19 protein-coding genes and 1 tRNA gene are annotated in these 21,629 nt (G+C 68.6%); 5 read left to right on the forward strand and 15 right to left on the reverse strand.

Translation table 11 applies throughout. The annotated features are described in order from the left end of the window. The 5 genes from AC3WQR_RS11185 to AC3WQR_RS11205 form a co-directional block, all read right to left on the reverse strand. Window positions 1–586: YbfB/YjiJ family MFS transporter (locus AC3WQR_RS11185; RefSeq protein ID WP_492742069.1), on the reverse strand; the 586-nt coding region annotated here is incomplete at its 3' end. 19 nt (window positions 587–605) lie between these two features. Then, window positions 606–2,249: an ABC transporter ATP-binding protein gene (locus AC3WQR_RS11190; protein WP_492687158.1), complete on the reverse strand. Its 1,644-nt coding sequence runs from the start codon at window positions 2,247–2,249 to the stop codon at window positions 606–608. Beyond that, window positions 2,246–3,289: an ABC transporter permease gene (locus AC3WQR_RS11195; RefSeq protein WP_062479825.1), complete on the reverse strand. Its 1,044-nt coding sequence runs from the start codon at window positions 3,287–3,289 to the stop codon at window positions 2,246–2,248. Before AC3WQR_RS11195 ends, AC3WQR_RS11190 begins: the two co-directional genes overlap by 4 nt. Then, window positions 3,282–4,295: a microcin C ABC transporter permease YejB gene (locus AC3WQR_RS11200; RefSeq protein ID WP_062479827.1), complete on the reverse strand. Its 1,014-nt coding sequence runs from the start codon at window positions 4,293–4,295 to the stop codon at window positions 3,282–3,284. Before AC3WQR_RS11200 ends, AC3WQR_RS11195 begins: the two co-directional genes overlap by 8 nt. 16 nt (window positions 4,296–4,311) lie before the next feature. Further along, complete coding sequence (locus AC3WQR_RS11205) at window positions 4,312–6,144, reverse strand: extracellular solute-binding protein (protein WP_492742070.1); 1,833 nt, start codon at window positions 6,142–6,144, stop codon at window positions 4,312–4,314. Between the two features lie 37 nt (window positions 6,145–6,181). Here AC3WQR_RS11205 and fabI point away from each other — a divergent pair, with 37 nt between their 5' ends. Beyond that, window positions 6,182–6,964, forward strand: a complete 783-nt coding sequence (gene fabI, locus AC3WQR_RS11210) for an enoyl-ACP reductase FabI (protein ID WP_095745393.1) — start codon at window positions 6,182–6,184, stop codon at window positions 6,962–6,964. A gap of 31 nt (window positions 6,965–6,995) precedes the next feature. After that, window positions 6,996–7,844, forward strand: a complete 849-nt coding sequence (locus AC3WQR_RS11215) for a DNA ligase (protein WP_492742071.1) — start codon at window positions 6,996–6,998, stop codon at window positions 7,842–7,844. Between the two features lie 45 nt (window positions 7,845–7,889). Here the strand turns inward: AC3WQR_RS11215 and AC3WQR_RS11220 are convergent, their stop codons facing one another. Continuing rightward, on the reverse strand, window positions 7,890–10,187 hold the full coding sequence (locus AC3WQR_RS11220; protein ID WP_062479834.1) for an arginine/lysine/ornithine decarboxylase: 2,298 nt from the start codon (window positions 10,185–10,187) through the stop codon (window positions 7,890–7,892). A 216-nt stretch (window positions 10,188–10,403) separates the two neighbouring features. Here AC3WQR_RS11220 and AC3WQR_RS11225 point away from each other — a divergent pair, with 216 nt between their 5' ends. The 3 genes from AC3WQR_RS11225 (at window position 10,404) to AC3WQR_RS11235 (ending at window position 11,944) form a co-directional block, all read left to right on the forward strand. After that, on the forward strand, window positions 10,404–10,829 hold the full coding sequence (locus AC3WQR_RS11225; RefSeq protein ID WP_139701638.1) for an NfeD family protein: 426 nt from the start codon (window positions 10,404–10,406) through the stop codon (window positions 10,827–10,829). A 58-nt stretch (window positions 10,830–10,887) separates the two neighbouring features. Beyond that, window positions 10,888–11,817 carry an SPFH domain-containing protein gene (locus tag AC3WQR_RS11230; RefSeq protein ID WP_093239542.1) on the forward strand — a complete coding sequence of 310 codons (930 nt, stop codon included), beginning with the start codon at window positions 10,888–10,890 and terminating at the stop codon, window positions 11,815–11,817. 36 nt (window positions 11,818–11,853) lie between these two features. Continuing rightward, window positions 11,854–11,944, forward strand: a tRNA-Ser gene (locus tag AC3WQR_RS11235). 115 nt (window positions 11,945–12,059) lie between these two features. Here the strand turns inward: AC3WQR_RS11235 and AC3WQR_RS11240 are convergent. The 9 genes from AC3WQR_RS11240 to AC3WQR_RS11280 form a co-directional block, all read right to left on the reverse strand. After that, window positions 12,060–12,803 (reverse strand): GntR family transcriptional regulator, encoded by a 744-nt coding sequence (locus AC3WQR_RS11240; protein WP_159271732.1) that lies wholly within the window; start codon window positions 12,801–12,803, stop codon window positions 12,060–12,062. 58 nt (window positions 12,804–12,861) lie between these two features. Next, window positions 12,862–13,623, reverse strand: coding sequence for an aspartate/glutamate racemase family protein (locus AC3WQR_RS11245; RefSeq protein WP_492742072.1), 762 nt, complete (start codon window positions 13,621–13,623; stop codon window positions 12,862–12,864). A gap of 16 nt (window positions 13,624–13,639) precedes the next feature. Beyond that, on the reverse strand, window positions 13,640–15,067 hold the full coding sequence (hydA, locus tag AC3WQR_RS11250; RefSeq protein ID WP_307588420.1) for a dihydropyrimidinase: 1,428 nt from the start codon (window positions 15,065–15,067) through the stop codon (window positions 13,640–13,642). A 48-nt stretch (window positions 15,068–15,115) separates the two neighbouring features. After that, window positions 15,116–15,844, reverse strand: coding sequence for a maleate cis-trans isomerase family protein (locus tag AC3WQR_RS11255; protein WP_354342085.1), 729 nt, complete (start codon window positions 15,842–15,844; stop codon window positions 15,116–15,118). A gap of 25 nt (window positions 15,845–15,869) precedes the next feature. Beyond that, a complete protein-coding gene (locus AC3WQR_RS11260; RefSeq protein ID WP_492742073.1) occupies window positions 15,870–17,195 on the reverse strand; it encodes an MFS transporter in 1,326 nt (441 codons plus the stop codon). Between the two features lie 218 nt (window positions 17,196–17,413). After that, window positions 17,414–18,640, reverse strand: a complete 1,227-nt coding sequence (locus AC3WQR_RS11265) for a pyridoxal-phosphate-dependent aminotransferase family protein (RefSeq protein ID WP_492742074.1) — start codon at window positions 18,638–18,640, stop codon at window positions 17,414–17,416. A gap of 37 nt (window positions 18,641–18,677) precedes the next feature. After that, entirely contained in the window at window positions 18,678–19,448 is a 771-nt protein-coding gene (locus AC3WQR_RS11270; RefSeq protein WP_492742075.1) for a fumarylacetoacetate hydrolase family protein, read from the reverse strand. 33 nt (window positions 19,449–19,481) lie between these two features. After that, window positions 19,482–20,276: a 2-keto-4-pentenoate hydratase gene (locus AC3WQR_RS11275; RefSeq protein WP_492742076.1), complete on the reverse strand. Its 795-nt coding sequence runs from the start codon at window positions 20,274–20,276 to the stop codon at window positions 19,482–19,484. Beyond that, entirely contained in the window at window positions 20,252–21,628 is a 1,377-nt protein-coding gene (locus AC3WQR_RS11280; protein WP_492742077.1) for an amidase, read from the reverse strand. The genes AC3WQR_RS11275 and AC3WQR_RS11280 overlap by 25 nt, the downstream gene beginning before the upstream one ends. Between the last annotated feature and the right edge of the window lies 1 nt (window position 21,629).

Here is a 21,629-nt window from a genome sequence, read left to right on the forward strand (position 1 = left end):
CCACCGCCCCCACCCGCTCGCCGTCATCGAACACCCGCCAGATCACCGCGATCAGCACCACGGCCAGCAACCCGAGGCCGATCCAGCCCGCTTCCGAACCCCAGCGGCCGAGCGCACCGCCCAGCAACCCGGTCATGGCGATCCCGATGCCCGGCCCGGTGTAGATCACGCCGGCCAGCGCGGGCGCGTTCGTCTCGGCCAGCCGGCGCAGCCCCCAGCCCGAGGCGAACACGAAGACCCAGGCGCTCATCACCCCGGCCGCCGCGCGCAGCACGCCCCAGCCGATGAAGCTGTGCAGCAGCCCCATGCCGACCAGCAAGGCCGCCGTGGCCAGCAACCCGCCGCGCACCATGCTCGACGCCTTGATGCCGATGGCCGCGCAGCTGACCGCGCCGAAGAAATAGCCCAGGTAATTAAGAGACGCCAGCAAACCGCCGCCGGCCAGCTCGAGCTTTCCCTCGCTCAGCATGATGGGCAGCATGGGCGTGAAGGCGAAGCGCCCCAGGCCCATGGCCACCGCCAGCGTGACCATGCAGGCCAGCGCCGCGCGCCAGGCACCGCGCCGGTCGTGTCCGATATTCGACATTTCCACCCGTCTCCGTTTTTTATTCCAGTAGCGCCGCTGCCACCAGCTTCTGTGTGTAGGGATGCTCGGGGGCGTCGAGGACGCGCAGGGCCGGCCCGGATTCGAGGATCGCACCGTCCTTCATCACGATGACCTGGTGCGCCATGGCGCGGATCACCTCGACGTCGTGGGTGATCAGGAGGTAGCTCAGCCCCCGCTCGCGCTGCAGCCGCTGCAGCAGGCCGAGCACCTGCTTCTGGATGGTCACGTCGAGCGCGCTGGTGGGCTCGTCGAGCACCAGCAGCCGCGGATCGACGATCAGCGCCCGGGCGATCGCCAGCCGCTGGCGTTGCCCACCCGAGAACTCGTGCGGATAGCGGTCGAGCAGCGCGGGAAACTGCGCCTCGCTCAACCCCACGTCGGCCAGCGCCGTGAGCGCGCGCGCCCGGCGGGCCGCGGCGTCGAGCTCGGGCGCATGCACGCGCAGCCCCTCGCCCACGATCTGCTCGACCGTCATGCGCGGCGAGAGCGACGAGAACGGGTCCTGGAACACCACCTGCATCGTGCGGCGCAGCGCGAGGTCGGAGGCGCGGTCCACCGCCCAGCCCTTCCCCGTCACCTGCAGCTCGCCCCGGTGCTTGAGCAGGCCGAGCGCGGCCAGCGCCAGCGTCGACTTGCCCGAGCCCGATTCGCCGACCACGCCCAGCGTTTCGCCCGGCGCGATCCGGAAATCGGCGCCCTGCACGGCGACGAACTCGCCCTTGCGGAACCAGCCCGCGAAGCCGGGGCGCGACACCGGATAGCTCACGCGCAGCGCCCGGGCCTCCAGCACCGGCGGCGCCGCGCCGTCGGCGGCCGCCTCGGCCACGTCGCGCGCCGGATGGCTGTCGATCAGCTTGCGGGTGTAGGCATGCTGCGGCGCCTCGAACACCGTGCCCACCGGGCCGTGCTCGACGATGTGGCCGCGCTCCATCACCGCCACGCGGTCGGCAAAACGGCGCACCAGGTTCAGGTCGTGGGTGATGAGCAGCACGGCCATGCCGTACTTGCGCTGCAGCTCGGCCAGCAGCTCGAGGATCTGCGCACGCACCGTGACGTCGAGCGCCGTGGTCGGCTCGTCCGCCAGCAGCAGGCGCGGCTTACAGGCCAGGGCCATCGCGATCATGGCGCGCTGGCGCTGCCCGCCCGAGAGCTGGTGCGGATACGACCTCGCCCGCCTCGCCGGTTCGGGAATGCCGGTGTCGGCCAACAGCTGCACGGCCGCCTCCTGCGCGGCGCGGGCCGACAGCCCTTCGTGCAACTCGAGCACCTCGGCGATCTGGTCGCCCACGGTGTACAGCGCATTGAGCGCGGTCATCGGCTCCTGGAAGATCATCGCGATCTCCTTGCCGCGGATGCCGCGCAGCTCGCGCTCCGGAATCGACAGCAGGTCGCGCGCACCGCGCTGCGCCTGCGCCCCCGACAGGGTTGCCACCCCGGCGAGGTCGGCGTTCTGCACCAGCCGCAGCAGCGACAGCGCCGTGACCGTCTTGCCCGAGCCCGACTCGCCGACCAGCGCGAGCTTTTCGCCCGCCGCGATCTGCAGGTCGATGCCATGCACCACCGGCTTGCCGCCGAAGGCGACGCGCAGCCCCTTCACGTCGAGCAAGGGCTGGTTCTTCGTCGTGTCGCGCATCGTCGTCATTTGTCGGCCTTGCGGGGGTCGAGCGCATCGCGCAGCGCGTCGCCCATGAAGGTCAGCAGCATCAGCGTGACGACCAGCACGCAGAAGGTGGACAGCGAAATCCACCAGGCGTCGATGTTCCCCTTGCCCTGGCTCAGCAGTTCGCCGAGCGACGGCGTGCCGGGCGGAACGCCCAGCCCGAGGAAATCGAGCGAGGTCAGCGCCAGGATGGCCGCGCTCATGCGGAACGGCAGGAAGGTGACGACCGGCACCATGCTGTTGGGCAGGATGTGGCGCCACATGATCTGCAGGTTGCCCACGCCGAGCGCGCGCGCGGCGCGCACGTAGTCCATCTGGCGGTTGCGCAGGAACTCCGCGCGCACGTAGTCCGACAGCCCCATCCAGCCGAACAGGCTCAGCAGGATCAAGAGCAGCGACACGCTCGGCGTGAAGATCGCGCTGAAGATGATCAGCAGGTACAGCTCGGGCATCGCGCTCCAGATCTCGATCAGGCGCTGGAAGGTCAGGTCGATCTTGCCGCCGAAGAAGCCCTGCACGGCACCGGTCGCGATGCCCAGCACCACCCCGACCACCGTGAGCGCCAGCGCGAACAGCACGCTCACGCGAAAGCCGTAGATCAGCTGGGCCAGCAGGTCGCGCCCGCGCTCGTCGGTGCCCAGCAGGTTCGCGTGCGAGGGTGCGGCGGGGTTCGGCGGCTTCGAGAAATAGTTGAGCGTGGCCGGGCCGTAGCGGTTGGGCGCATACAGCGCCCAGTTGTCGCCCTGCGTGATGCGCTGCTCGATGAAGGGGTCGAGGTAGTCGGCCGGCGTTTCGAAATCGCCACCGAAGGTCTTCTCGGAATAGTCGCGCAGCACGGGGAAGTAGGTCTGGCCTTCGTAGCGCACCACCAGCGGCTTGTCGGTGGACAGCACGTCGGCGAACAGGCTCAGCACCACCAGCGCCGAGAAGACGACCAGGCTCCAGAACCCCAGCGGGTTGCGGCGGAAACGGCGCCAGGCACGGCGCCCGGGGCTCACGGACACGGCGGCGGCTTCAGTCAAACTTCACCCTCGGATCGACCCAGACGTAGCAGAGATCGGAGATGAGCTTGGTCACCAGCCCGATCAGCGTGAACAGATAAAGCGTGCCCAGGAACACCGGGTAGTCGCGCCGCAGCACGCTCTCGTAGCTCAGCAGGCCCATGCCGTCGAGCGAGAACAGCGTCTCGATCAGCAGCGCGCCCGAAAAGAAGGCGCCGATGAAGGCGGTCGGAAAGCCCGTGATGATCGGGATCAGCGCATTGCGGAACACGTGCTTCCACAGCACCTGCCGCTCGGCCAGCCCCTTGGCGCGCGCCGTCAGCACGTACTGCTTGCGGATCTCCTCGAGGAAGGAGTTCTTGGTGAGCATCGCGGTGATCGCGAAGCTGCCCAGCACCATGGCCGTCACCGGCAAGGTGATGTGCCACAGGTAGTCGACGATGCGCGCGCCCCAGCTCAGCGACTCCCAGTTCGGCGAGGTCAGCCCGCGCAGCGGGAACCACTGCAGCTGGCCGCCGAAGATCACCAGCAGCGCCACGCCCAGCACGAAGCCCGGGATGGCGTAGCCGACGAGCACGAGAAGCGTCGTGAAGAAGTCGAAGCGCGAGCCCGCGCGCACCGCCTTGGCCACGCCCAGCGGCACCGCGATGAGGTAGCTGATGAAGAAGGTCCACAGCCCCAGGCTGATCGACACCGGCAGCTTCTCCTTGATGAGCTGCCACACGTCCTTGCTCTGGAAGAAGCTCTTGCCCAGGTCGAAACGCGCGAACTGCTTGAGCATCTGCCAGAAGCGCTCGGGGGCTGGCTTGTCGAAACCGTAGAGCGCCTTGATCTCAGCCACCTGCTTGGCGTCGAGCGTGCGGCCGGTGGGGCCGCCCGAGATGCGGTTCTCCTTGTTGGTGAGTTGCGAGAGCAACTGCTCGGCCGGACCGCCCGGCACGAACTGCACGATGGCGAAGTTCAGCAGCAGCACGCCGAACAGCGTGGGAACGATCAGCAGGAGGCGTCGGATCAGGTAGGCGGCCATGCGTGTTCTTGTTCTCTTACTTGGCGCTCGGCTCGATCCACCACATCGTCAGCATCGCCGACCCCGCCAGCAGGCGCTGCGGCAGTGGCGCATCCGGGCGACGCAGCTTTCGCTTGTGGGCAATGAAATACTGCTTGCCGTAGTACATCGGGGTCATGTAGTGCTGGTGGAGCAAGTAGCGGTCCAGCAGCCGCGCGGCCGCCGCGAGCGAGGCGCGGTCGTGGCTGTTGACGATCACCTCGACGATCTCGTCGACCACCGGATCGTTGATGCCGCTCAGGTTCTGGCTGCCCTTCTCGCTCGCCGATTTCGAGCCGAAGTCGTCGTAGAGCTCGTTGCCGGGACTCGACGAGCCACCGACGAGGCTGATGGCCATGTCGAAATCGAAGTCGTCCAGCTTCTTCTTCAGCAGGCTCGGGTCGCGCAGGCGGTAGTCCAGGCGGATGCCCAGCTTGCCGAGGTTGCGCGCATACGGCGCAAGCACCACGCCCGAGCTGCGGTCGGCGATGTCGATGGTGATCACGAACGGCGTGCCGGCCTTGTCGCGCAGCGCGCCGTCGCGGTAGCTCCAGCCGGCCTCCTTGAGCAACTCCTGCGCCTTCACGAGGTTGCGCCGCAGGCCTTCGGCGGTGTCGCCGCTGCTGTCGGGGCGCGGCAACTCGCCCTTGGTGTTGTCGAGGTAGCGTTGCCGGGTCTTGAGCTTGTCGATCAGCGCCTGCTCCTCGGGACTGACCTCGGGCTGGGCCATGAGGTCGTCGCTGTTCTGGAAGTAGCTCTGGGTGCGCCCGCGGCGGCCATAGAACAGGTGGGCGTTGAGCCAGTCGAAGTCGAAGGCCAGCGCCAGCGCCCTGCGCACGCGCATGTCGGCGAAGCGCGGCTGCCGCAGGTTGGGCGCCAGGCCCTGCATGCCGGTGAAGCGGCGATGCGCGATCTCTTCCTTGACCAGCTCGCCGGAGTCGAAGCGGCGGCCCTTGTAGCGGCGCACCCACGCGATGATCGAGCGCTCTTCCATTGCGTCGAGCGCGCCGGCCTTGAGCGACTCTTCCTCGCCGAGCGAGTCCTTGAAATACTGGTACGACACCGTGTCGTAGTTGAACATCCCCTTGCGCACCGGCAGGTTGGCGGCCCAGTAGTCCGGGCGCCGGCGGTAGGAGATGAACTTGCCGAAATCGACCCTGTCCACCATGTACGGCCCGCTCGCGATCGGCGCCTCGGTCACGATCTGATCGAAGGGCTTGCCCTTGCCCCAGGCGCTGGAGAACACCGGCAGCCCACCGATGATCATGTGCAGCTCGGCGTTCTGGCGCACGAAGTCGAAGCGGATGGTGCGCTCGCCCGTCACCACGGCCTCCTTGATGTCGGCCCAGTACGAGCGGAAGGTCGGCCCGGCCAGCTTGCTGCGCAGGGTGTCGAAGGAGTACTTCACGTCTTTCGCCAGCACCGGCGAGCCGTCGGAAAACCGCGCCTTGGGGTTCAGCCGGAAGGTGACGCTCAAGCGGTCGGGCGCCAGCTGGATGTCCTCGGCCAGCAGGCCGTACTGCGAGAAGGGCTCGTCCTCGCTCGGCGTGGTCAGCGAGTCGAAGAGCAGGCCGTACTCGGAGAACACGAAGCCGTTGGCGCTGTAGCCCATGCCCACCGGCGGCACGCCGCGCAAGGTGAAGGGGTTGAGCTTGTCGAAGCTGCCAGCGGCCGACAAGGTCAGGTCGCCGCCCTTGGGCGCGTTGGGGTTCACGTAGTCGAAATGCGTGAACGACGCCGGGTACTTGGGCTCGTAACCCATGCCCAGCCCGTGCGCCGCCCACGAGGGCAGCGCCAGGAGCGCCAACATCCAGAGCAGCCAACCTCGCATGCGAGAATTCTGCCCAAGATTTTCACGAGGCAACTTCATGGGCTTTCTTTCCGGCAAGAAACTGTTGATCACCGGTGTGTTGAGCAATCGCTCCATTGCATATGGCATTGCCAAGGCCTGTCACGACCAGGGCGCGGAACTCGCCTTCAGTTATGTCGGCGAGCGATTCAAGGACCGTATCACCGAATATGCCGCAGACTTCGGCTCGAAACTGATTTTCGACTGCGACGTGGGCGACGACGCGCAGATCGACAAGCTCTTCACCGACCTCGCGCAGACCTGGCCCAAATTCGACGGCTTCGTGCACAGCATCGGCTTCGCCACGCGCGAGTCGATCGCAGGCGACTTCCTGGAAGGCCTCTCGCGCGAAGGCTTCAAGATCGCGCACGACATCAGTGCGTACAGCTTCCCGGCCATGGCCAAGGCGGCCCTGCCCTACCTCAACGACAAGTCGGCCCTGCTCACGCTGACCTACCTGGGCGCCGAGCGCGCGCTGCCCAACTACAACACCATGGGCCTGGCCAAGGCCTCGCTCGAGGCCTCGGTGCGCTACACCGCCGCCTCGCTCGGCCCGAAGGGCATGCGCGTGAACGGCATCAGCGCCGGCCCCATCAAGACGCTCGCCGCCAGCGGCATCAAGAGCTTCAGCAAGATCCTCACGGCCGTGGCCGACGCCTCGCCGATCCGCCGCAACGTGACCATCGAGGAAGTCGGCAACGTGGCCGCCTTCCTGCTGAGCGACCTGGCCAGCGGCGTCACCGCCGAGATCACCTACGTGGACGGCGGCTTCAGCAACGTGGTCGGAGGCATGGCGGAGTAATTTCCCCTCTCGGCTCCCAGCGCCTGCCATCGTGTTGAATCGACGCTCCCTCCTCCTGCTTGCGGGACTGGGCACAGCCCTCTCGGGCCGCGCCGCGTTCGCACGCGCCGCCGGGCCCGCCCTGATGCTGGCCGAGGTGTACCGCCCCGGCATGTCGCTCGCGGGCTACTGGGTCAGCGAGAAGTTCGACGGCGTGCGCGGCTACTGGGACGGCCAGAAGCTCTGGACCCGCGGCGGCGAGCCCGTCATGGTGCCGGCCTGGTTCACCGCCTCGCTGCCCAAGCAGCCGCTCGACGGCGAACTGTGGGCGGGACGTGGCCGCTTCAACCACACGATGTCGACCGTGCGCAGCCAGACGCCCAGCGACACGGCCTGGCACGAGATCCGCTTCATGGTGTTCGACCTGCCCGCCCAGGGCGGCGACTTCAACACCCGCCTCGCGGCGCTGCGCAAGCTGCTGCCGATCACCGACGCGCCGTGGGTGGTGGCCGTGCCGCAGCAGCCCGCCACCACGCACGAGGACCTGCAGGCGCTGCTCGACAAGACCGTGAAGATGGGCGGCGAGGGCCTGATGCTGCACCGGGGCGCGTCGATGTACCGCGGCGAGCGCAACAACGACCTGCTCAAGGTCAAGCCCTTCGAGGACGCCGAGGCTCGCGTGGTCGCGCACCTGCCCGGCAAGGGCAAGCACCACGGCCGGCTCGGCGCGTTGATGGTCGAGATGCCCGACGGCCAGCGCTTCCGGCTCGGCACCGGCCTGACCGACGCCGAGCGCGACCAGCCGCCGCCGATCGGCAGCCTGGTGACCTACCGCTACAACGGCACGCACCCGAGCGGGTTGCCGAAATTCGCCCGCTTCATGCGGATGCGCGAAGGCTAGCCCAGCCTTCGCAGACCGTGCCCCTCACCGGGGCACGCTCCTCTTTCAACTTGCCTGACGCACGCAGTCCGCGTAGTACCGCTTCTTGCCCGTCTCGTCGATGCGCGCCACCAGGCCGTGGATGTCGGTCTCGAAACCCGGGCACTGCAGGTTGAACTCGCGCGAGAACTTCAGGTAGTCGACGATCTTCTTGTTGAACACTTCGCCCGGGATCAGGAGCGGAATGCCCGGCGGGTACGGCGTGATCAGGCTGGTGGTGATGCGGCCTTCGAGCTCGTCGATCTCCACGCGCTCGGTCTTGCGGTGCGCGATGTGGGCGAAGGCGTCGCTGGGCTTCATGGCCGGCGTGAGGTCGCTCAGGTACATCTCGGTCGTGAGGCGGGCCACGTCGTAGCGCGCGTACAGCTGGTGGATGTGCTGGCACAGGTCGCGCAGGCCCAGGCGCTCGTAGCCCGGGTGCTGCTGGCAGAACTCGGGCAGGATGCGCCACATCGGCTGGTTGCGCGCGTAGTCGTCCTTGAACTGCTGCAGCGCCGTGAGCAAAGTGTTCCAGCGGCCCTTGGTGATGCCGATGGTGAACATGATGAAGAAGCTATAGAGGCCCGTCTTCTCCACGATCACGCCGTGCTCGGCCAGGAACTTGGTCACCACGCTGGCGGGGATGCCGGTCTCGGCAAAGTTGCCTTCCAGGTCCAGGCCCGGCGTGACGATGGTCGACTTGATCGGGTCGAGCATGTTGAAGCCGTCGGCCAGTTCGCCGAAGCCGTGCCAGTTGCGCGGCGACTTCTTGCTCTTGGGCTTGCCGTTCTTCTCGCCGTGCATGATCCAGTCTTCGGCGCGGCCGATGCCTTCGTCGACGAGCTTCTCGGGGCCCCAGACCTTGAACCACCACTCGTCCTTGCCGAACTCTTCCTCGACCTTGCGCATGGCGCGGCGGAAATCGAGCGCTTCCAGGATGCTCTCTTCCACCAGCGCGGTGCCGCCGGGCGGCTCCATCATGGCGGCGGCCACGTCGCAGCTGGCGATGATCGCGTACTGCGGGCTGGTCGACGAGTGCATCAGGTAGGCCTCGTTGAAGAGGTCGCGGTCCAGCGCGCGGTTCTGCGAGTCCTGCACCAGCACATGGCTGGCCTGGCTGATGCCGGCCAGCAGCTTGTGCGTCGACTGCGTGGCGAACACCAGCGATTCCTTCGGCCGCACGCGGCGCTTGCCCATCGCGTGGTAGGCGCCGTAGAACGGGTGGAAGGCCGCGTGCGGCAGCCAGGCCTCGTCGAAGTGCAGCGTGTCGACGTAGCCGTCGAGCATGTTCTTGATGGTCTCGGTGTTGTAGATCACGCCGTCGTAGGTCGACTGCGTGAGCGTCATCACGCGCGGCTTGACCTTGTTCGGGTCCACGTCGGCGAGCAGCGGGTTGGCCTTGATCTTGGCCTTGATGGCGCTCTGCTCGAACTCGCTCTTCGGGATCGGGCCGATGATGCCGAAGTGGTTGCGCGTGGGTTTCATGAACACCGGGATCGCGCCGGTCATGATGATCGCGTGCAGGATCGACTTGTGGCAGTTGCGGTCCACCACCACCACGTCGTCGGGCGCCACCGTGTGGTGCCACACCATCTTGTTGCTGGTGCTGGTGCCGTTGGTCACGAAGAAGCAGTGGTCGGCGTTGAAGATGCGCGCCGCATTGCGCTCGCTGGCCGCCACCGGGCCGGTGTGGTCGAGCAGCTGGCCCAGTTCTTCCACCGCGTTGCAGACGTCGGCGCGCAGCATGTTCTCGCCGAAGAACTGGTGGAACATCTGGCCCACCGGGCTCTTCAGGAACGCCACGCCGCCCGAGTGGCCCGGGCAGTGCCACGAGTACGAGCCATCTTCGGCGTAGTCGATCAGCGCCTTGAAGAACGGCGGCTGCACGCCTTCCAGGTAGCTCTTGGCCTCGCGGATGATGTGGCGCGCCACGAATTCGGGGGTGTCCTCGAACATGTGGATGAAGCCGTGCAGCTCGCGCAGGATGTCGTTCGGGATGTGGCGCGAGGTCTTGGTCTCGCCGTAGATGTAGATCGGCACGTCGGCGTTCTTGCGACGCACCTCGCCGATGAAGCTGCGCAGGCTCAGCACGGCCGGGTCGAGGTCGGGGCCGACCGAGAACTCTTCGTCGTCGATCGACAGGATGAAGGCGCTGGCGCGGCTTTGCTGCTGCGCGAACTGGCTCAGGTCACCGTAGCTCGTGACGCCCAGCACCTCGAAGCCCTCGCTTTCGAAGGCCTGCGCGAGCGCGCGGATGCCGAGGCCCGAAGTGTTTTCGGAGCGGAAGTCCTCGTCGATGATGACGATGGGAAAGCGAAATTTCATGAGCGGGGCTCCGGACAGGCAGTCAGACAGGCAATGAGCGAGGCGCGAAGTGTACGGAATTCGGATGACGGATTGCGTCGGGCGCCTGCAAGCCCCGTGGGGTGCGCCGGCCGGGACGGCCCCGGCGGGCGCCATATCCCTACGCGACACAGGCGCATGGCGCGCCATGCCGCAGAATGGCGAAGGTCCAAGTAACAAAAGAAGAGAGGAGTTGCCATGGGAAATCCCACCTTCTGGTGGTTGATCGCAGGCGCGGCCATCGTGGCCGAGTTGTTGTCCGGCACGGTGTACCTGCTGCTGCTGGCCGCCGGCTTCGCCGCCGCAGCCATCGCCGCCCACCTGGGCTTCAGCCTCGTCACGCAACTGCTGGTGGCCGCCGTGGTCGGCGTGGGCGCGGTCGTGACCTGGTACCTGATCCGCCGCAACCGCCCTGCCGAGCCCTCCAGCGAGGCCAACCGCGATCTCAACCTGGACATCGGCGAGAGCGTGTACGTCGATGCCTGGAACCTCGACGGCACCGCCACCGTGCGCTACCGCGGCTCGCAATGGACCGTCGTGCTGCGCGCGGGCCATGCGCCCTCCACCGGCGAACACCGCGTGGTCGAGGTGGTCGGCAGCCGCCTCGTGGTCGACAAGATCTAGCAGATCTAGCAGTTCAATCGGTCAGTCAGAAAAACGCATTCGAAAAGGAAGCAACACCATGGAATTTTCAGTTCCTCTCATCATCCTGGTCATCGCGATCATCTTCATCAGCCAGTCGGTCAAGTTCGTGCCGCAGCAGAACGCATGGGTGCGCGAGCGCCTGGGCAAATACCACGGCACCATGACGCCCGGCCCGAACTTCCTGATCCCGTTCATCGACCGCGTGGCGTACAAGCACAGCCTGAAGGAAATCCCGCTCGACGTGCCCAGCCAGATCTGCATCACGCGCGACAACACGCAGCTGCAGGTCGACGGCATCCTGTACTTCCAGGTGACCGACCCGATGCGCGCCAGCTACGGCTCGTCGAACTACATCGTGGCCGTGACCCAGCTCGCACAGACCTCGCTGCGCAGCGTGATCGGCAAGCTCGAGCTCGACAAGACCTTCGAAGAGCGCGACGTGATCAACGCCCAGGTCGTGGCCGCCATCGACGAGGCCGCACTCAACTGGGGCGTGAAGGTGCTGCGCTACGAAATCAAGGACCTGACGCCGCCCAAGGAAATCCTCTTGGCCATGCAGGCGCAGATCACCGCCGAACGCGGCAAGCGCGCACTCATCGCCGCCTCGGAAGGCCGTCGCCAGGAACAGATCAACATCGCCACCGGCGAACGCGAAGCCTTCATTGCCCGCTCCGAGGGCGAGAAGCAGGCGCAGATCAACAACGCGCAAGGTGAAGCCGCCGCCATCACGGCCGTGGCCACCGCCACCGCAGACGCCATCGAGCGCGTGGCCGCCGCCATCCGCCAGCCGGGCGGCGAACAGGCCGTGCAGCTGAAGGTGGCCGAGCGCGCCGTCGATGCCTACGGCAAGGTGGCCGCCGACTCGAAGACCACGCTCATCGTGCCGAGCAACATGACCGAGACGGCCGCGCTGATCTCGTCGGCCATGCGCATGATCCAAACTGGCAAAAGCTCTGGCCCGACCTGAAAACGGCTGAAAACCCGCGCTACAATCGTGGGCTCAGGAGCGGTGGATGAGCGGTTTAAGTCGCACGCCTGGAAAGCGTGTGAGGGTTAATAGCCCTCCGCGGGTTCGAATCCCGCCTGCTCCGCCAAAACGATGCCCCAGTAGCTGCCAAGCTGCTGGGGCTTTTTGTTTGTTGGGCACCCGCAATGGGTTTGCCTATGCCTTGCGGACATCGGGCATGCCGTTGCCCGACCTCCTCCGGTTCAGCTGAACACGCTTTCGAGATCGACCTCTTCCGCGCTGTCGTCCAGCTTCAGGCTCTGCTCGATGTGGTCGAGGTGATGCAGCATCAGCTTCTCGGCCCGTGCGGCGTCGCCGCGGTTCACGGCGGCGACGATTTCCTCGTGCTCGTCGGCGCGGCAGCTGGTGGCCGTGGGCGCGTCGTACAGCGAGATGATCAGGCAGGTCAGCACCGACAGCTCGCGCATCGAACGCGCCAGCGCCGAGTTGCCGGCCAGCTCGGCCAGCAGCACATGGAACTCGCCCGACAGCCGCACGATGGCGCGCTTGTCGTCGCGGCGCCGTGCATCGGCCTCGAGCTCGATATGGCGTTGCAGGCGCTCCCGCTTGGCGTCGTCGAGCGTGCGGATGAGGCGGCGCAGCACACCGGGCTCGATGAGGCGGCGCGCCTCGAACACATCCTGCGCCTGCTCGATGGTGGGCTTGGCGACGAAGGCGCCGCGTTGCGGCACCAGCTCGACGATCTGTTCGTGCGCCAGCCGGGCCAGCACCTCGCGCACCTTGGCGCGGCTGGTCGCGAAGATCGTGGCCAGCCGGTCTTCGCCCAGCTTCGTGCCCGGCGCGAGACGGTGTTCCAGGATGGCGGCCGAGATCTTCTCGGCGATCTCGTCGACGCTGTGTTCGCGGGCAGGGGTGGCACCGGTCGTGCCGGTGGCGCCAGTCGCGCCGTTCGCGCTGGTCTTGCGGGCTGGGGCTTTGGTGGGCATCGGCGCCGATTCTATCGACGCCCCCTCGAGGCTGCAGAGCGTCACGGGGCCCGCGACCTCAGCCTGGCGCGCGGGCGCCGTCACGCGCCAGAAGCCGCGCCAGCGCCTCGGGCAGCCCGTGGTTCGGCTTGATCGGCGGCGGCGCAAAACTGCCCAGGCGCGCCGGCGCGGGTGCCAGCGACACGAGCGTCTGCGCATGGCACACGGCGCTCGACACGCCGTCGACCACGGGCACCGGAATGCGGTCCTTGATGGAGCGCGTCAGCCCCGCCAGCGGCGCGCCGGCAATGATGATCACGTCCGCGCCGTCGTCCTCGATGGCCGACATGCACAGGGCCTCCAGCCGCTGGCCGTGGTCGTCCTGCACGTGGCCGATGTCCTTGAGCGGACCGTCCAGGCTGCGGATGCTCGCCAGCCGGTCGATGAGGCCGTTGGCCTGCACGCACTCGCGGTACCAGGCCGTGATGCGGCGCGAGATCGCGATGATCGAGAAGCGCTTGCCCAGCAGGCACGCGCTCATGAGCGCGGCTTCGGTGAGGCCGACCACGGGGATGTCGAGCGCCTCGCGCAGGCCGTCGATGCCGGGGTCACCGAAGGCCGCGACCACGATGGCGTCGTGCCGCGTGTGGTGCTCGGCCGCGAGCGTGGCGGCGGCATAGGCGCCGATCAGCGATTCGAAGCGCGTCTCGATGTAGGCCACGCCGAAGGGCGCCGTGAGCACCTCGATGTGCGTGTCGCTCGCGGCCGCGCGCCGGGCCTCGGCCGCGATCAGGTCGGAGACGCTTTGCGAGGTGTTGGGGTTGATGAGCAGCAGGTTCATGGCGGTGGCTCCAGGTTCAGGCGGGTCGGCGGCTCGGCAGCAAGGTGGGCTCGCCCCGGCGCAGGAATTCTCCGCGTCCGGCGCGCGGATGGAAGCGTTCGCCGTCCCACACGACCTCGCCGCGCGCCAGCGTCAGCGCCGGCCAGGCCTTCACCTCGATGCCCTCGTAGGGCGTGTAGTCGACGTCGTGGTGCAGGTCGGCGTTGCGGATGGCGCGCGGCGTGGTGCCCCAGACCACGAGGTCGGCGTCGGCGCCGACGGCAATCGTGCCCTTGCGCGGGTGCAGCCCGTAGGCCTTGGCGGGGTTGGTGGACGTCAGCTCGACGAACTTGTTGATGGTGATGCGCCCGTCGAGCACGCCGTGCGAGAACAACAGCGGCAGCCGCGTCTCGATGCCCGGAATGCCGTTCGGGATGTGGCGGAACGCGACCTCTTCGCCGCCGGGCTTCTTGCCCTCGGGCGCGTCGTAACGGAACGGCGCATGGTCCGACGAGAAGATCGTGAACAGCCCGTCGGACAGCCCGTTCCAGATCACCTGCTGGTTCTCGCGGTTGCGCGGCGGCGGGCTGCAGACGCAGCGCGCGCCCTGGTAGCTGTCGTCGATGCCCAGGTCTTCGGCGGTCAGGAACAGGTACTGCGGACAGGTTTCGGCGAACACGCTCAGGCCGTGCGCGCGCGCCCAGCGGATCTGCTCGACGGCTTCGCGCCCCGACACGTGCACGATCATGATCGGCACATCGACCAGCTCCGACAGCGCGATGGCGCGGTGCGTCGCCTCGCGCTCGACCAGCATCGGCCGCGAGTGCGCATGAAAGCGCGGCGCGGTGCGCCCGCTGGCTTCGAGCCGCTTGGTCAGCCACTCGATGCAGTCGGCGTTCTCGGCATGGATCATGGCCATCGCGCCCTGCTCTCTCGCCACCGACAGCACGTCGAGGATCTGGCCGTCGTCCAGCTTCAGATCGTCGTAGGTCATGTAGATCTTGAACGAGGTGTAGCCCTCGGCGATGAGCTGCGGCAGCTCGTGCTTGAGCACTTCCTCGGTCGGGTCGCTCACGATCAGGTGGAAGGCGTGGTCGACGTGGGCGCGGCCCTCGGCGCGCTGGTGGTAGTCCTGCACGGCGGCGCGCAGCGACTGGCCCTTCTGCTGCGCGGCGAACGGGATCACGGTGGTGGTGCCGCCGCAGGCCGCGGCGCGGGTGCCCGAGCCGAAGTCGTCGGCCATGCGCACGGGCGGCTCCATCGGCTGGTCGAGGTGGCAGTGGGCGTCGACGCCGCCCGGCGTCACGTAGCGGCCAGCGGCGTCGATCTCCTGCCGGCCGGGCGGCAGGCCGAGGCCGAGCTGCACGATGCGGCCGCCGGCGATGCCGATGTCCGAATCGAAGGTGTCGCTGGCAGTGGCAACGCGGGCGTTGCGCACCACGAGATCGAGGTCGCGGAAGGTCATGGTCTTTCTTTGCTTTTCTGTCTGTGTCAGGTGGTCGGTGGCAGCCGTTCAGGCGTTCGCGTCGAACAGCCGGCCCCAGCCCTTCACCGCGCCCGGCGCGACGCCGACCGTCTTCAGCGCGCGCCAGACCACGGTGGCCACCGAGTCGTAGATCGGGATGCCGAGCTCGCGCTCCATTTCCTCGACCAGCTGCGCGCCGCTCAGGTTCGTGCACATGATGGTGATGGCGTCGGGGCGCTGCTGCGCCACTTCGCGCAGCATGCGGCGCAGCGTGTCGGGCTCGACCTCGCTGAACGAGAAGTTCACCGTGAGGTCCAGGTGGCGCTCGGCCACGCAGTCGATGCCGATGCCCGCGTAGTTGGCGACGATGCGCCGCTGCACGTCCTCGACGTACGGCGACACCAGCCCCAGCGTGCGCGCGCCCTGCGCGGCCAGCAGTTCGTTGAGCGCCAGCACCGAGGTGGTCGCCGGGATGCCGGTGGCCTCGGTGATGCGCGCGCACAGCGCCTGGTCTTTCTCGAAGCCCAGCCAGCTGGCCGAGGTGCCGCTCCAGCAGATGGTGTCGACGCGCGCATCGGCCAGCAGCCGCGCGGCCTCGAGAATCTTGCTGTCGTCGAACTGGTTCAGCGACGCATCGCGCATCGAGATCTCGGTGACGGTGAAGCGCGAGAAATGCGCCGAGACGCCGGGCACGGCCGCGACCATCGCGCTGGTCAGCGGTTCGAGCGCCGTGTTCGAGGACGGCGTGAGCACGCCGATGAGTTTGCGAGAGGTCATGTGATGGACGTCGGGGTGGTTGGCGTCAGACCGGCAGCTTCTTGCTGTAATCGATCAGCATCGTCGAGCAGACGAACAGGCCCGCACCGGCGGCCGTGAACAGCATCAGCGCCATGAAGTACGAGCCCGTGGCCTGCACGATCAGGCCGACCACGATCGGCACGCCGATGCCCGCCACGTTGCCGCCCAGGTTCATCGTGCCGCCCAGGAAGCCGACCCGGGCACGCGTGCCGAGGATCGACGGCACGCACCAGAACAGGCCGCACCAGCGCAGGAAGAACAGCGTGACCGACAGCAGCACGACCACGGCGACCGGGTCCGTGATCCGCGTCACCATGAAGATGGCGATGGTCGCGATGATCGACGAGATGCCGAACAGCGTGCGCAGCACCTTGCTCTGCGACGCGCCGGCCGCCATCCACTTGTCGGCCAGCCAGCCGCCGAACATTTCGCCGACGAAACCCGAGAAGAACATGATGAACACCGCGCCGCCCATCTGCTTGATGTCGAAGCCGTGCACCTTCGACAGGTAGTTGGGCATCCAGGTGAGCAGTCCGTAGAACAGCGCGTTGAAGCACATCCAGCCGAAGAACATGCCCCACACCGAGCGGTAGCGGAAGAAGTCGAGCACGCGGCCGCTGGCATTGGCCGATTCCTTGGCGGCGTCGGCGGCGTGGCTGGCCTCGATGTAGCGCGCCTCGGCTTCGTTCACGTCGGGATGCTGGCGCGGATGGTTGCGGATGTAGCGCCAGGCGAAGTAGCCGGCGATGACGGTGCCGACGCCGGCGATCACGAAGGCCAGGCGCCACGAGCCGAGCACGGCGATCAGCGCCGAGATCAGGATCGCGCCCAGCGCCGCGCCCAGGGGCGCACCGCCGTCGAGCAAGGTGGCGCCGCGCCCGCGTTCGGTCTGCGTCATCCAGATGCCGTTGAGCTTGCCGCCCGCCGGATAGATCGGCGCCTCGGCGGCGCCCAGGCCCAGCCGCATGAGCAGCAGGGGCACCCAGCCGGTGCAGGCCGCGGCGATGGCCTGGAAGAAGCCCCAGCCCACGGTGGCGCCGGCAATGACGACGCGCGGGCCGAAGCGGTCGGCCAACATGCCGCCCGGGATCTGCATCAGCGCATAGGTCCAGAAGAAGGAGCTGAGCAGCAGGCCCTGCACGGCCGGGCCGATGTCGAATTCCTTGGCGATCAGCGGCATGGCCACCGAGAGCGAGGCCCGGTCGATGTAGTTGATCGAGATCAGGAACAACATCATCAGGAAGATCTTCCAGCGCACCTTGGTGGGCTGGAGGGCGGCGTCGGGCGCTGCGGCGGTCGCCTTGGCGCCGTCCGTCATGGTGTTTTGCATCGGTTTGTCTCCTTGCAGTGGCACGGATGCCAGCTTGCAAGGAAACGACCCGGCACGCTGGCGAACTTTGCAGTCGCGGGTCGGGCTGGTCCGGTCCAGTGCACCACCGAGGCTGTGGAGCGGAATTTAGGCTTTGTCGAAATCAACGTCAACATCAATGTTGACAATATTGTTGACGATAATGGCAAACACCTAGGCCGCAGCCCCTTCCCGGGGGATCACGCGGCGTTGGCGGCCGGTGTTTGCGCAAAGTACGCCATGGCCGCCAGCACCCCGCTGCCGGCCACCGGCACGCCCGCCAGCTTGAAACCCATCTCGATGCCGGTCAAGGCAGCCATCAGCGTCAGGTCATTGCAGTCGCCCAGGTGCCCGATGCGGAACATGCGGCCCCGCAGCTTGCCCAGGCCCGCGCCCAGCGAGAGATCGAAGCGCTGGTGGATGAGGCGGCGCAGCGCATCGGCATCGACGCCCTGCGGCGTGATGACGCCGGTCAGCACCGGCGAGTGCACGCGCTCGTCGGCGCACTGCGTCGGCAGGCCCCAGGCCTGCACGGCGGCGCGCACGCCGCGGCCCCAGCGCTGGTGGCGCGCGAAGATCACGGGCAGGCCCTGCTCCAGCACCATGTCCAGCGCCTCGCTCAGGCCGTACAGCAGGTTCGTGCTCGGCGTGTAGGGCCAGTAGCCGCCCTGGTTCATCTCGATGATCTCGTCCCAGGCCCAGAAGGCCTTGGGCAGGCGCGCCGTCTTCGCCACCTCGAGCGCCTTGGGCGACACGGCGTTGAAGCTGATGCCCGGCGGCAGCATGAGGCCCTTCTGCGAGCCGCTGACGGTGACGTCCACGCCCCATTCGTCGTGCCGGTAGTCGGCGCTCGCCAGGCCCGAGATGGTGTCGACCATCAGCAGCGCCGGATGGCCCGCCGCATCGATCGCGCGGCGCACCGCGGCGATGTCGGAGGTGACGCCGGTCGAGGTCTCGTTGTGCACCACGCACACGGCCTTGATGTGGTGCGTGGTGTCCTGGCGCAGGCGCTGCTCGATGAGGTCGGCCTGCACGCCGTGGCGCCAGCTGCGCGGCAGGCCGGTCTCGTCGGTGCCTTCGAGCGCGAGGAACTCGGGCTCCAGGCCGAGCCGGCGCGCCATCTTCTGCCACAGCGTCGCGAAGTGGCCGGTCTCGAACATCAGCACGTGGTCGCCCGGGCTCATCACGTTGACCAGCGCCGCCTCCCAGGCGCCGGTGCCCGACGCGGGATAGACGACAACCGGGTGCCGGGTCTGGAACACCTGCTGCAACCCGCCGATGACCTTCTTGCCCAGCGTGGCGAACTCGGGCCCGCGGTGGTCGATGGTCGGCAGGCTGATGGCCCGCAGGATGCGGTCGGGCACGGGGCTGGGGCCCGGAATCTGCAGGAAGTGGCGGCCGCTGGGGTGGTTGTCGAGCGCGATCATGGGGGTTGTCTCCGTTCTGGATGGGTTGTGGAAATTGCTAGAACTGCACCGACGCGTGGCCGATGCCGGGGAATTCGGCGGTGACGAGGTCGCCCTCGCCCGCTTCGAGAATGCCGACCCAGGTGCCGGTCGTGACCACGGTGCCGGCCGCGACGGTGTCGCCGTGGCGCGTGGCATGGCGCAGCCACGCGGGCAGCACCCAGGCGGGGTCGCCGAGCGAATGCGTGCCGCGGCGCACCACGCTCGCGCGCGCGCCGATGCGCACCTCGCAGGCCTGCGCGGCCCAGTCGCGGGCCACGAACGGCACCCACTCGCCGAGCACCAGCGCGCCGTGCGACTGCAGGTCGGCCAGCTTGCACAGCGCGGGCGCGCCGAGGGCCTCCTGCCAGCGGGAATCGACGATCTCGATGGAGACCGTCATCGCATCGATCAGCGCGCGGGCGCTGTCCGCGTCGAGCTTCGAAGCCAGGGCCGCATCGGCGTCGCGGCCGATGCGCAGCGCGATCTCGGCCTCGATGCCGCGGAGGTGGAGCGGCCAGTCGCCGGCCGTGGCCGGGCTGGTCCAGACGCCGCGCGGCGGCAGCGGCGCATGCGTCAGCACGGCATCGCGCGACGGGCCGCCGGCCTTCCAGTACCGGGGCGGCGCCACACCGAACCAGCCAAGCGACTGCGCCACCTGCTGCTGTACGGCGTAGGCCTCGTCGGCCTGCGCGAGCCCTCCGGCCACGCTGGCCGCCGGGCACGCGACGTGCGCGCCGCGCGCACGCACCAGCGCCTGCGCGACCGCGTCGATCGTTGAATGGGACATATCGGGTTCCTCCAGTGATCCCAGGAAAGACATTCAGAAGCGCGCGTGCAACGGCGCGAGCCCCTTCACTTCCGCCCGCACGGCCGTGCCCTGCGAGGCGAACAACATGCCGGTGCATGAACCGGTCGTCACGACCTGGCCGGCCCGCAGGCCTTCGCCCCGGGCCGCGCCTTCGTTGGCCAGCCACACGAGCAGCCCACCGACGTCGGGGTGCGTGTGCTCCCCGACCGTGTGGGCGACGACCTGCGCGTCGAAATGCATCACGACCTCGGTCTGCGCGAGGTCGAGCCACGACCGCTCGAAGGGCGCGGGCTCGCCGAGCACGAGGCCGCCGTGGCACAGCAGGTCGGCCAGCAGCGCAGAAGGGCTGGCGTCGAGCCAGTCGATCAGCCGGGTCTCCGCCACCTCGATCACGGGCTGCACCGCGTCGATGGCGTCGGCGACCTCATCGCGCGTGTAGGGCAACGCGCGCGGCGGCAGGTCGGCGCCGAGGCGGAACGCGAGTTCGGCCTCGACGCCGCGCAGATGCCATGCCCCGCCGACCAGCGCCGCGCCGCCGGGCACCAGCCCTTCGGCCGGGAGCGGCGCGCACACGGGCTCGCGGCCCGGCGCGCTCGCGCCGACCTTCCAGCCGCCGACCGCACCGAGCGCCGCCAGCGTCGCGTCCTGGATGGCGTAGGCGGCGCGCCGGTCGTGCGACGGCAGCAGCGCCGACATCACGCGCCGCCCGTCGCGCCGCGCGCGGCACAGCGCCTGCGCGGCCTCGGCCGGCGCGAGCTGCGCCGCCACGGCCTCGGCCAGCGTCACAACGCGGGGAAGCGCCGCCACGGATGGGCCTGTTCGAACGAGCGCGCGAGCGCGAGCAAGGCGTCGTCCGCCCCTTCGCGCGCCACGAGCTGCACGCCGACCGGCAGCGGTCCCGCAAAGCCGCACGGCAGCGCGATGGCGGGCAGGCCCACGGCGTTCGCGAAGCCGGCGAACACCGCATGGCCGCGCGGGCCGACCTCGCGCCCGTCGATGCGCGTGGGATGCGTCTCGCCAGCGGGCCAGGGCAGCGCGGCGGCGGCGGGCGTGAGCAGGAAGTCGTAGCGGTCGAACAGCTGCGCCAGCGTGTTGCGCAGCCGCTCGGCCTCGTACAGCAGCTCGAACAGCTCGCTCGCGCTGGCCTTGCGGCCGCTCTCGGCGTTCGCCTGCATCGCGGGGCCGAACAGCGACGCGTCGAAGGGCCGGCTCGACAGCTCCTGCGGATGCGCCACCAGCCAGGCCAGCCCGACCTGCGCCAGCAGCGGCCAGCGCTGGTTGACCGCCTCGGCGATGCCGAAGTCCTGCGCCGTCGTCACCTCGTGGCCGAGTGCGGTCATGTGCCGCGCAGCCGCTTCAGTGAGCGCCGCGATCTGCGGATCGACCGGGTGATCGCCGAAGCGCGGAATGAAGAGAATGCGCGCGCGCTGCGGGCCCGCGCCCTCCTCCACCGGCCGGTCGCCGATCACCTGCATCACCGCCGCCACGTCGGCCACGCTGCGCGCGATCGGGCCCGCGACTTCGAAGCCCAGGAAGATCGGCGGCAGCCCGTCGCCGCGCGGCACGCGGGCGCGCGAGGGCTTGAAGCCCACGAGGTTGGTGTGCGAGGCCGGCCGGCGGATGGAGCCGCCGCCGTCGGTGCCCAGCGCAATGGGGCAGCCGCCCGCGGCCACCAGCGCCACTGCGCCGCCCGACGAACCGCCGGGCGTGAGCGCCGGGTCCCACGGGTTGCCGGTGGGGCCGAACACCGGGTTGTCGGTGTAGCCCTGCATCGTGAACTCGGGCACGTTGGTCTTGCCGAAGATCACGGCGCCGGCCTCGCGCAGCCTGGCCACGGGCAGCTCGTCGCGCTCGGCCAGCACACCGGCCAGCGCGCGGCTGCCCCAGTGCGTCGGCAGGCCGCGCACCTGCAGGTTGTCCTTGATGGTGACGGGCACGCCGTCGAGCGCGCCCAGCGCCCGGCCGCTGCGCCAGCGCGCGGTGCTCTGCTCGGCGGCGTGCGTGGCGCCTTCGCTGTCGAGCGTGATGAGCGCGTTCAGCCGCGGGTTGACCTCGGCGCTGCGCTGCAGGCAGGCATGCAGCGCGTCGGTCGGGGTGAACGACGCATCGCGAAAGCCTGCGGCGAGCTCGGTCGCGGTGAGTTGCCAGAGCGATGGCATA

This window comes from Variovorax sp. FW305-3-2-15-B-LB1 (assembly GCF_058787635.1).

What these genes read in the sequence shown, in the direction of transcription:
- AC3WQR_RS11240 (WP_159271732.1), bottom strand. Translation starts at nt 12,803, where the DNA reads ATGCCCACCAAAGCCCCAGCCCGCAAGACCAGCGCGAACGGCGCGACT.
- AC3WQR_RS11280 (WP_492742077.1), bottom strand. Translation starts at nt 21,628, where the DNA reads ATGCCATCGCTCTGGCAACTCACCGCGACCGAGCTCGCCGCAGGCTTT.
- AC3WQR_RS11220 (WP_062479834.1), bottom strand. Translation starts at nt 10,187, where the DNA reads ATGAAATTTCGCTTTCCCATCGTCATCATCGACGAGGACTTCCGCTCC.
- AC3WQR_RS11265 (WP_492742074.1), bottom strand. Translation starts at nt 18,640, where the DNA reads ATGATCGCGCTCGACAACCACCCCAGCGGCCGCCACTTCCTGCAGATT.
- AC3WQR_RS11225 (WP_139701638.1), top strand. Translation starts at nt 10,404, where the DNA reads ATGGGAAATCCCACCTTCTGGTGGTTGATCGCAGGCGCGGCCATCGTG.
- AC3WQR_RS11190 (WP_492687158.1), bottom strand. Translation starts at nt 2,249, where the DNA reads ATGACGACGATGCGCGACACGACGAAGAACCAGCCCTTGCTCGACGTG.
- AC3WQR_RS11205 (WP_492742070.1), bottom strand. Translation starts at nt 6,144, where the DNA reads ATGCGAGGTTGGCTGCTCTGGATGTTGGCGCTCCTGGCGCTGCCCTCG.
- AC3WQR_RS11260 (WP_492742073.1), bottom strand. Translation starts at nt 17,195, where the DNA reads ATGCAAAACACCATGACGGACGGCGCCAAGGCGACCGCCGCAGCGCCC.
- AC3WQR_RS11270 (WP_492742075.1), bottom strand. Translation starts at nt 19,448, where the DNA reads ATGTCCCATTCAACGATCGACGCGGTCGCGCAGGCGCTGGTGCGTGCG.
- AC3WQR_RS11255 (WP_354342085.1), bottom strand. Translation starts at nt 15,844, where the DNA reads ATGACCTCTCGCAAACTCATCGGCGTGCTCACGCCGTCCTCGAACACG.
- AC3WQR_RS11245 (WP_492742072.1), bottom strand. Translation starts at nt 13,623, where the DNA reads ATGAACCTGCTGCTCATCAACCCCAACACCTCGCAAAGCGTCTCCGAC.
- hydA (WP_307588420.1), bottom strand. Translation starts at nt 15,067, where the DNA reads ATGACCTTCCGCGACCTCGATCTCGTGGTGCGCAACGCCCGCGTTGCC.
- AC3WQR_RS11230 (WP_093239542.1), top strand. Translation starts at nt 10,888, where the DNA reads ATGGAATTTTCAGTTCCTCTCATCATCCTGGTCATCGCGATCATCTTC.
- fabI (WP_095745393.1), top strand. Translation starts at nt 6,182, where the DNA reads ATGGGCTTTCTTTCCGGCAAGAAACTGTTGATCACCGGTGTGTTGAGC.
- AC3WQR_RS11200 (WP_062479827.1), bottom strand. Translation starts at nt 4,295, where the DNA reads ATGGCCGCCTACCTGATCCGACGCCTCCTGCTGATCGTTCCCACGCTG.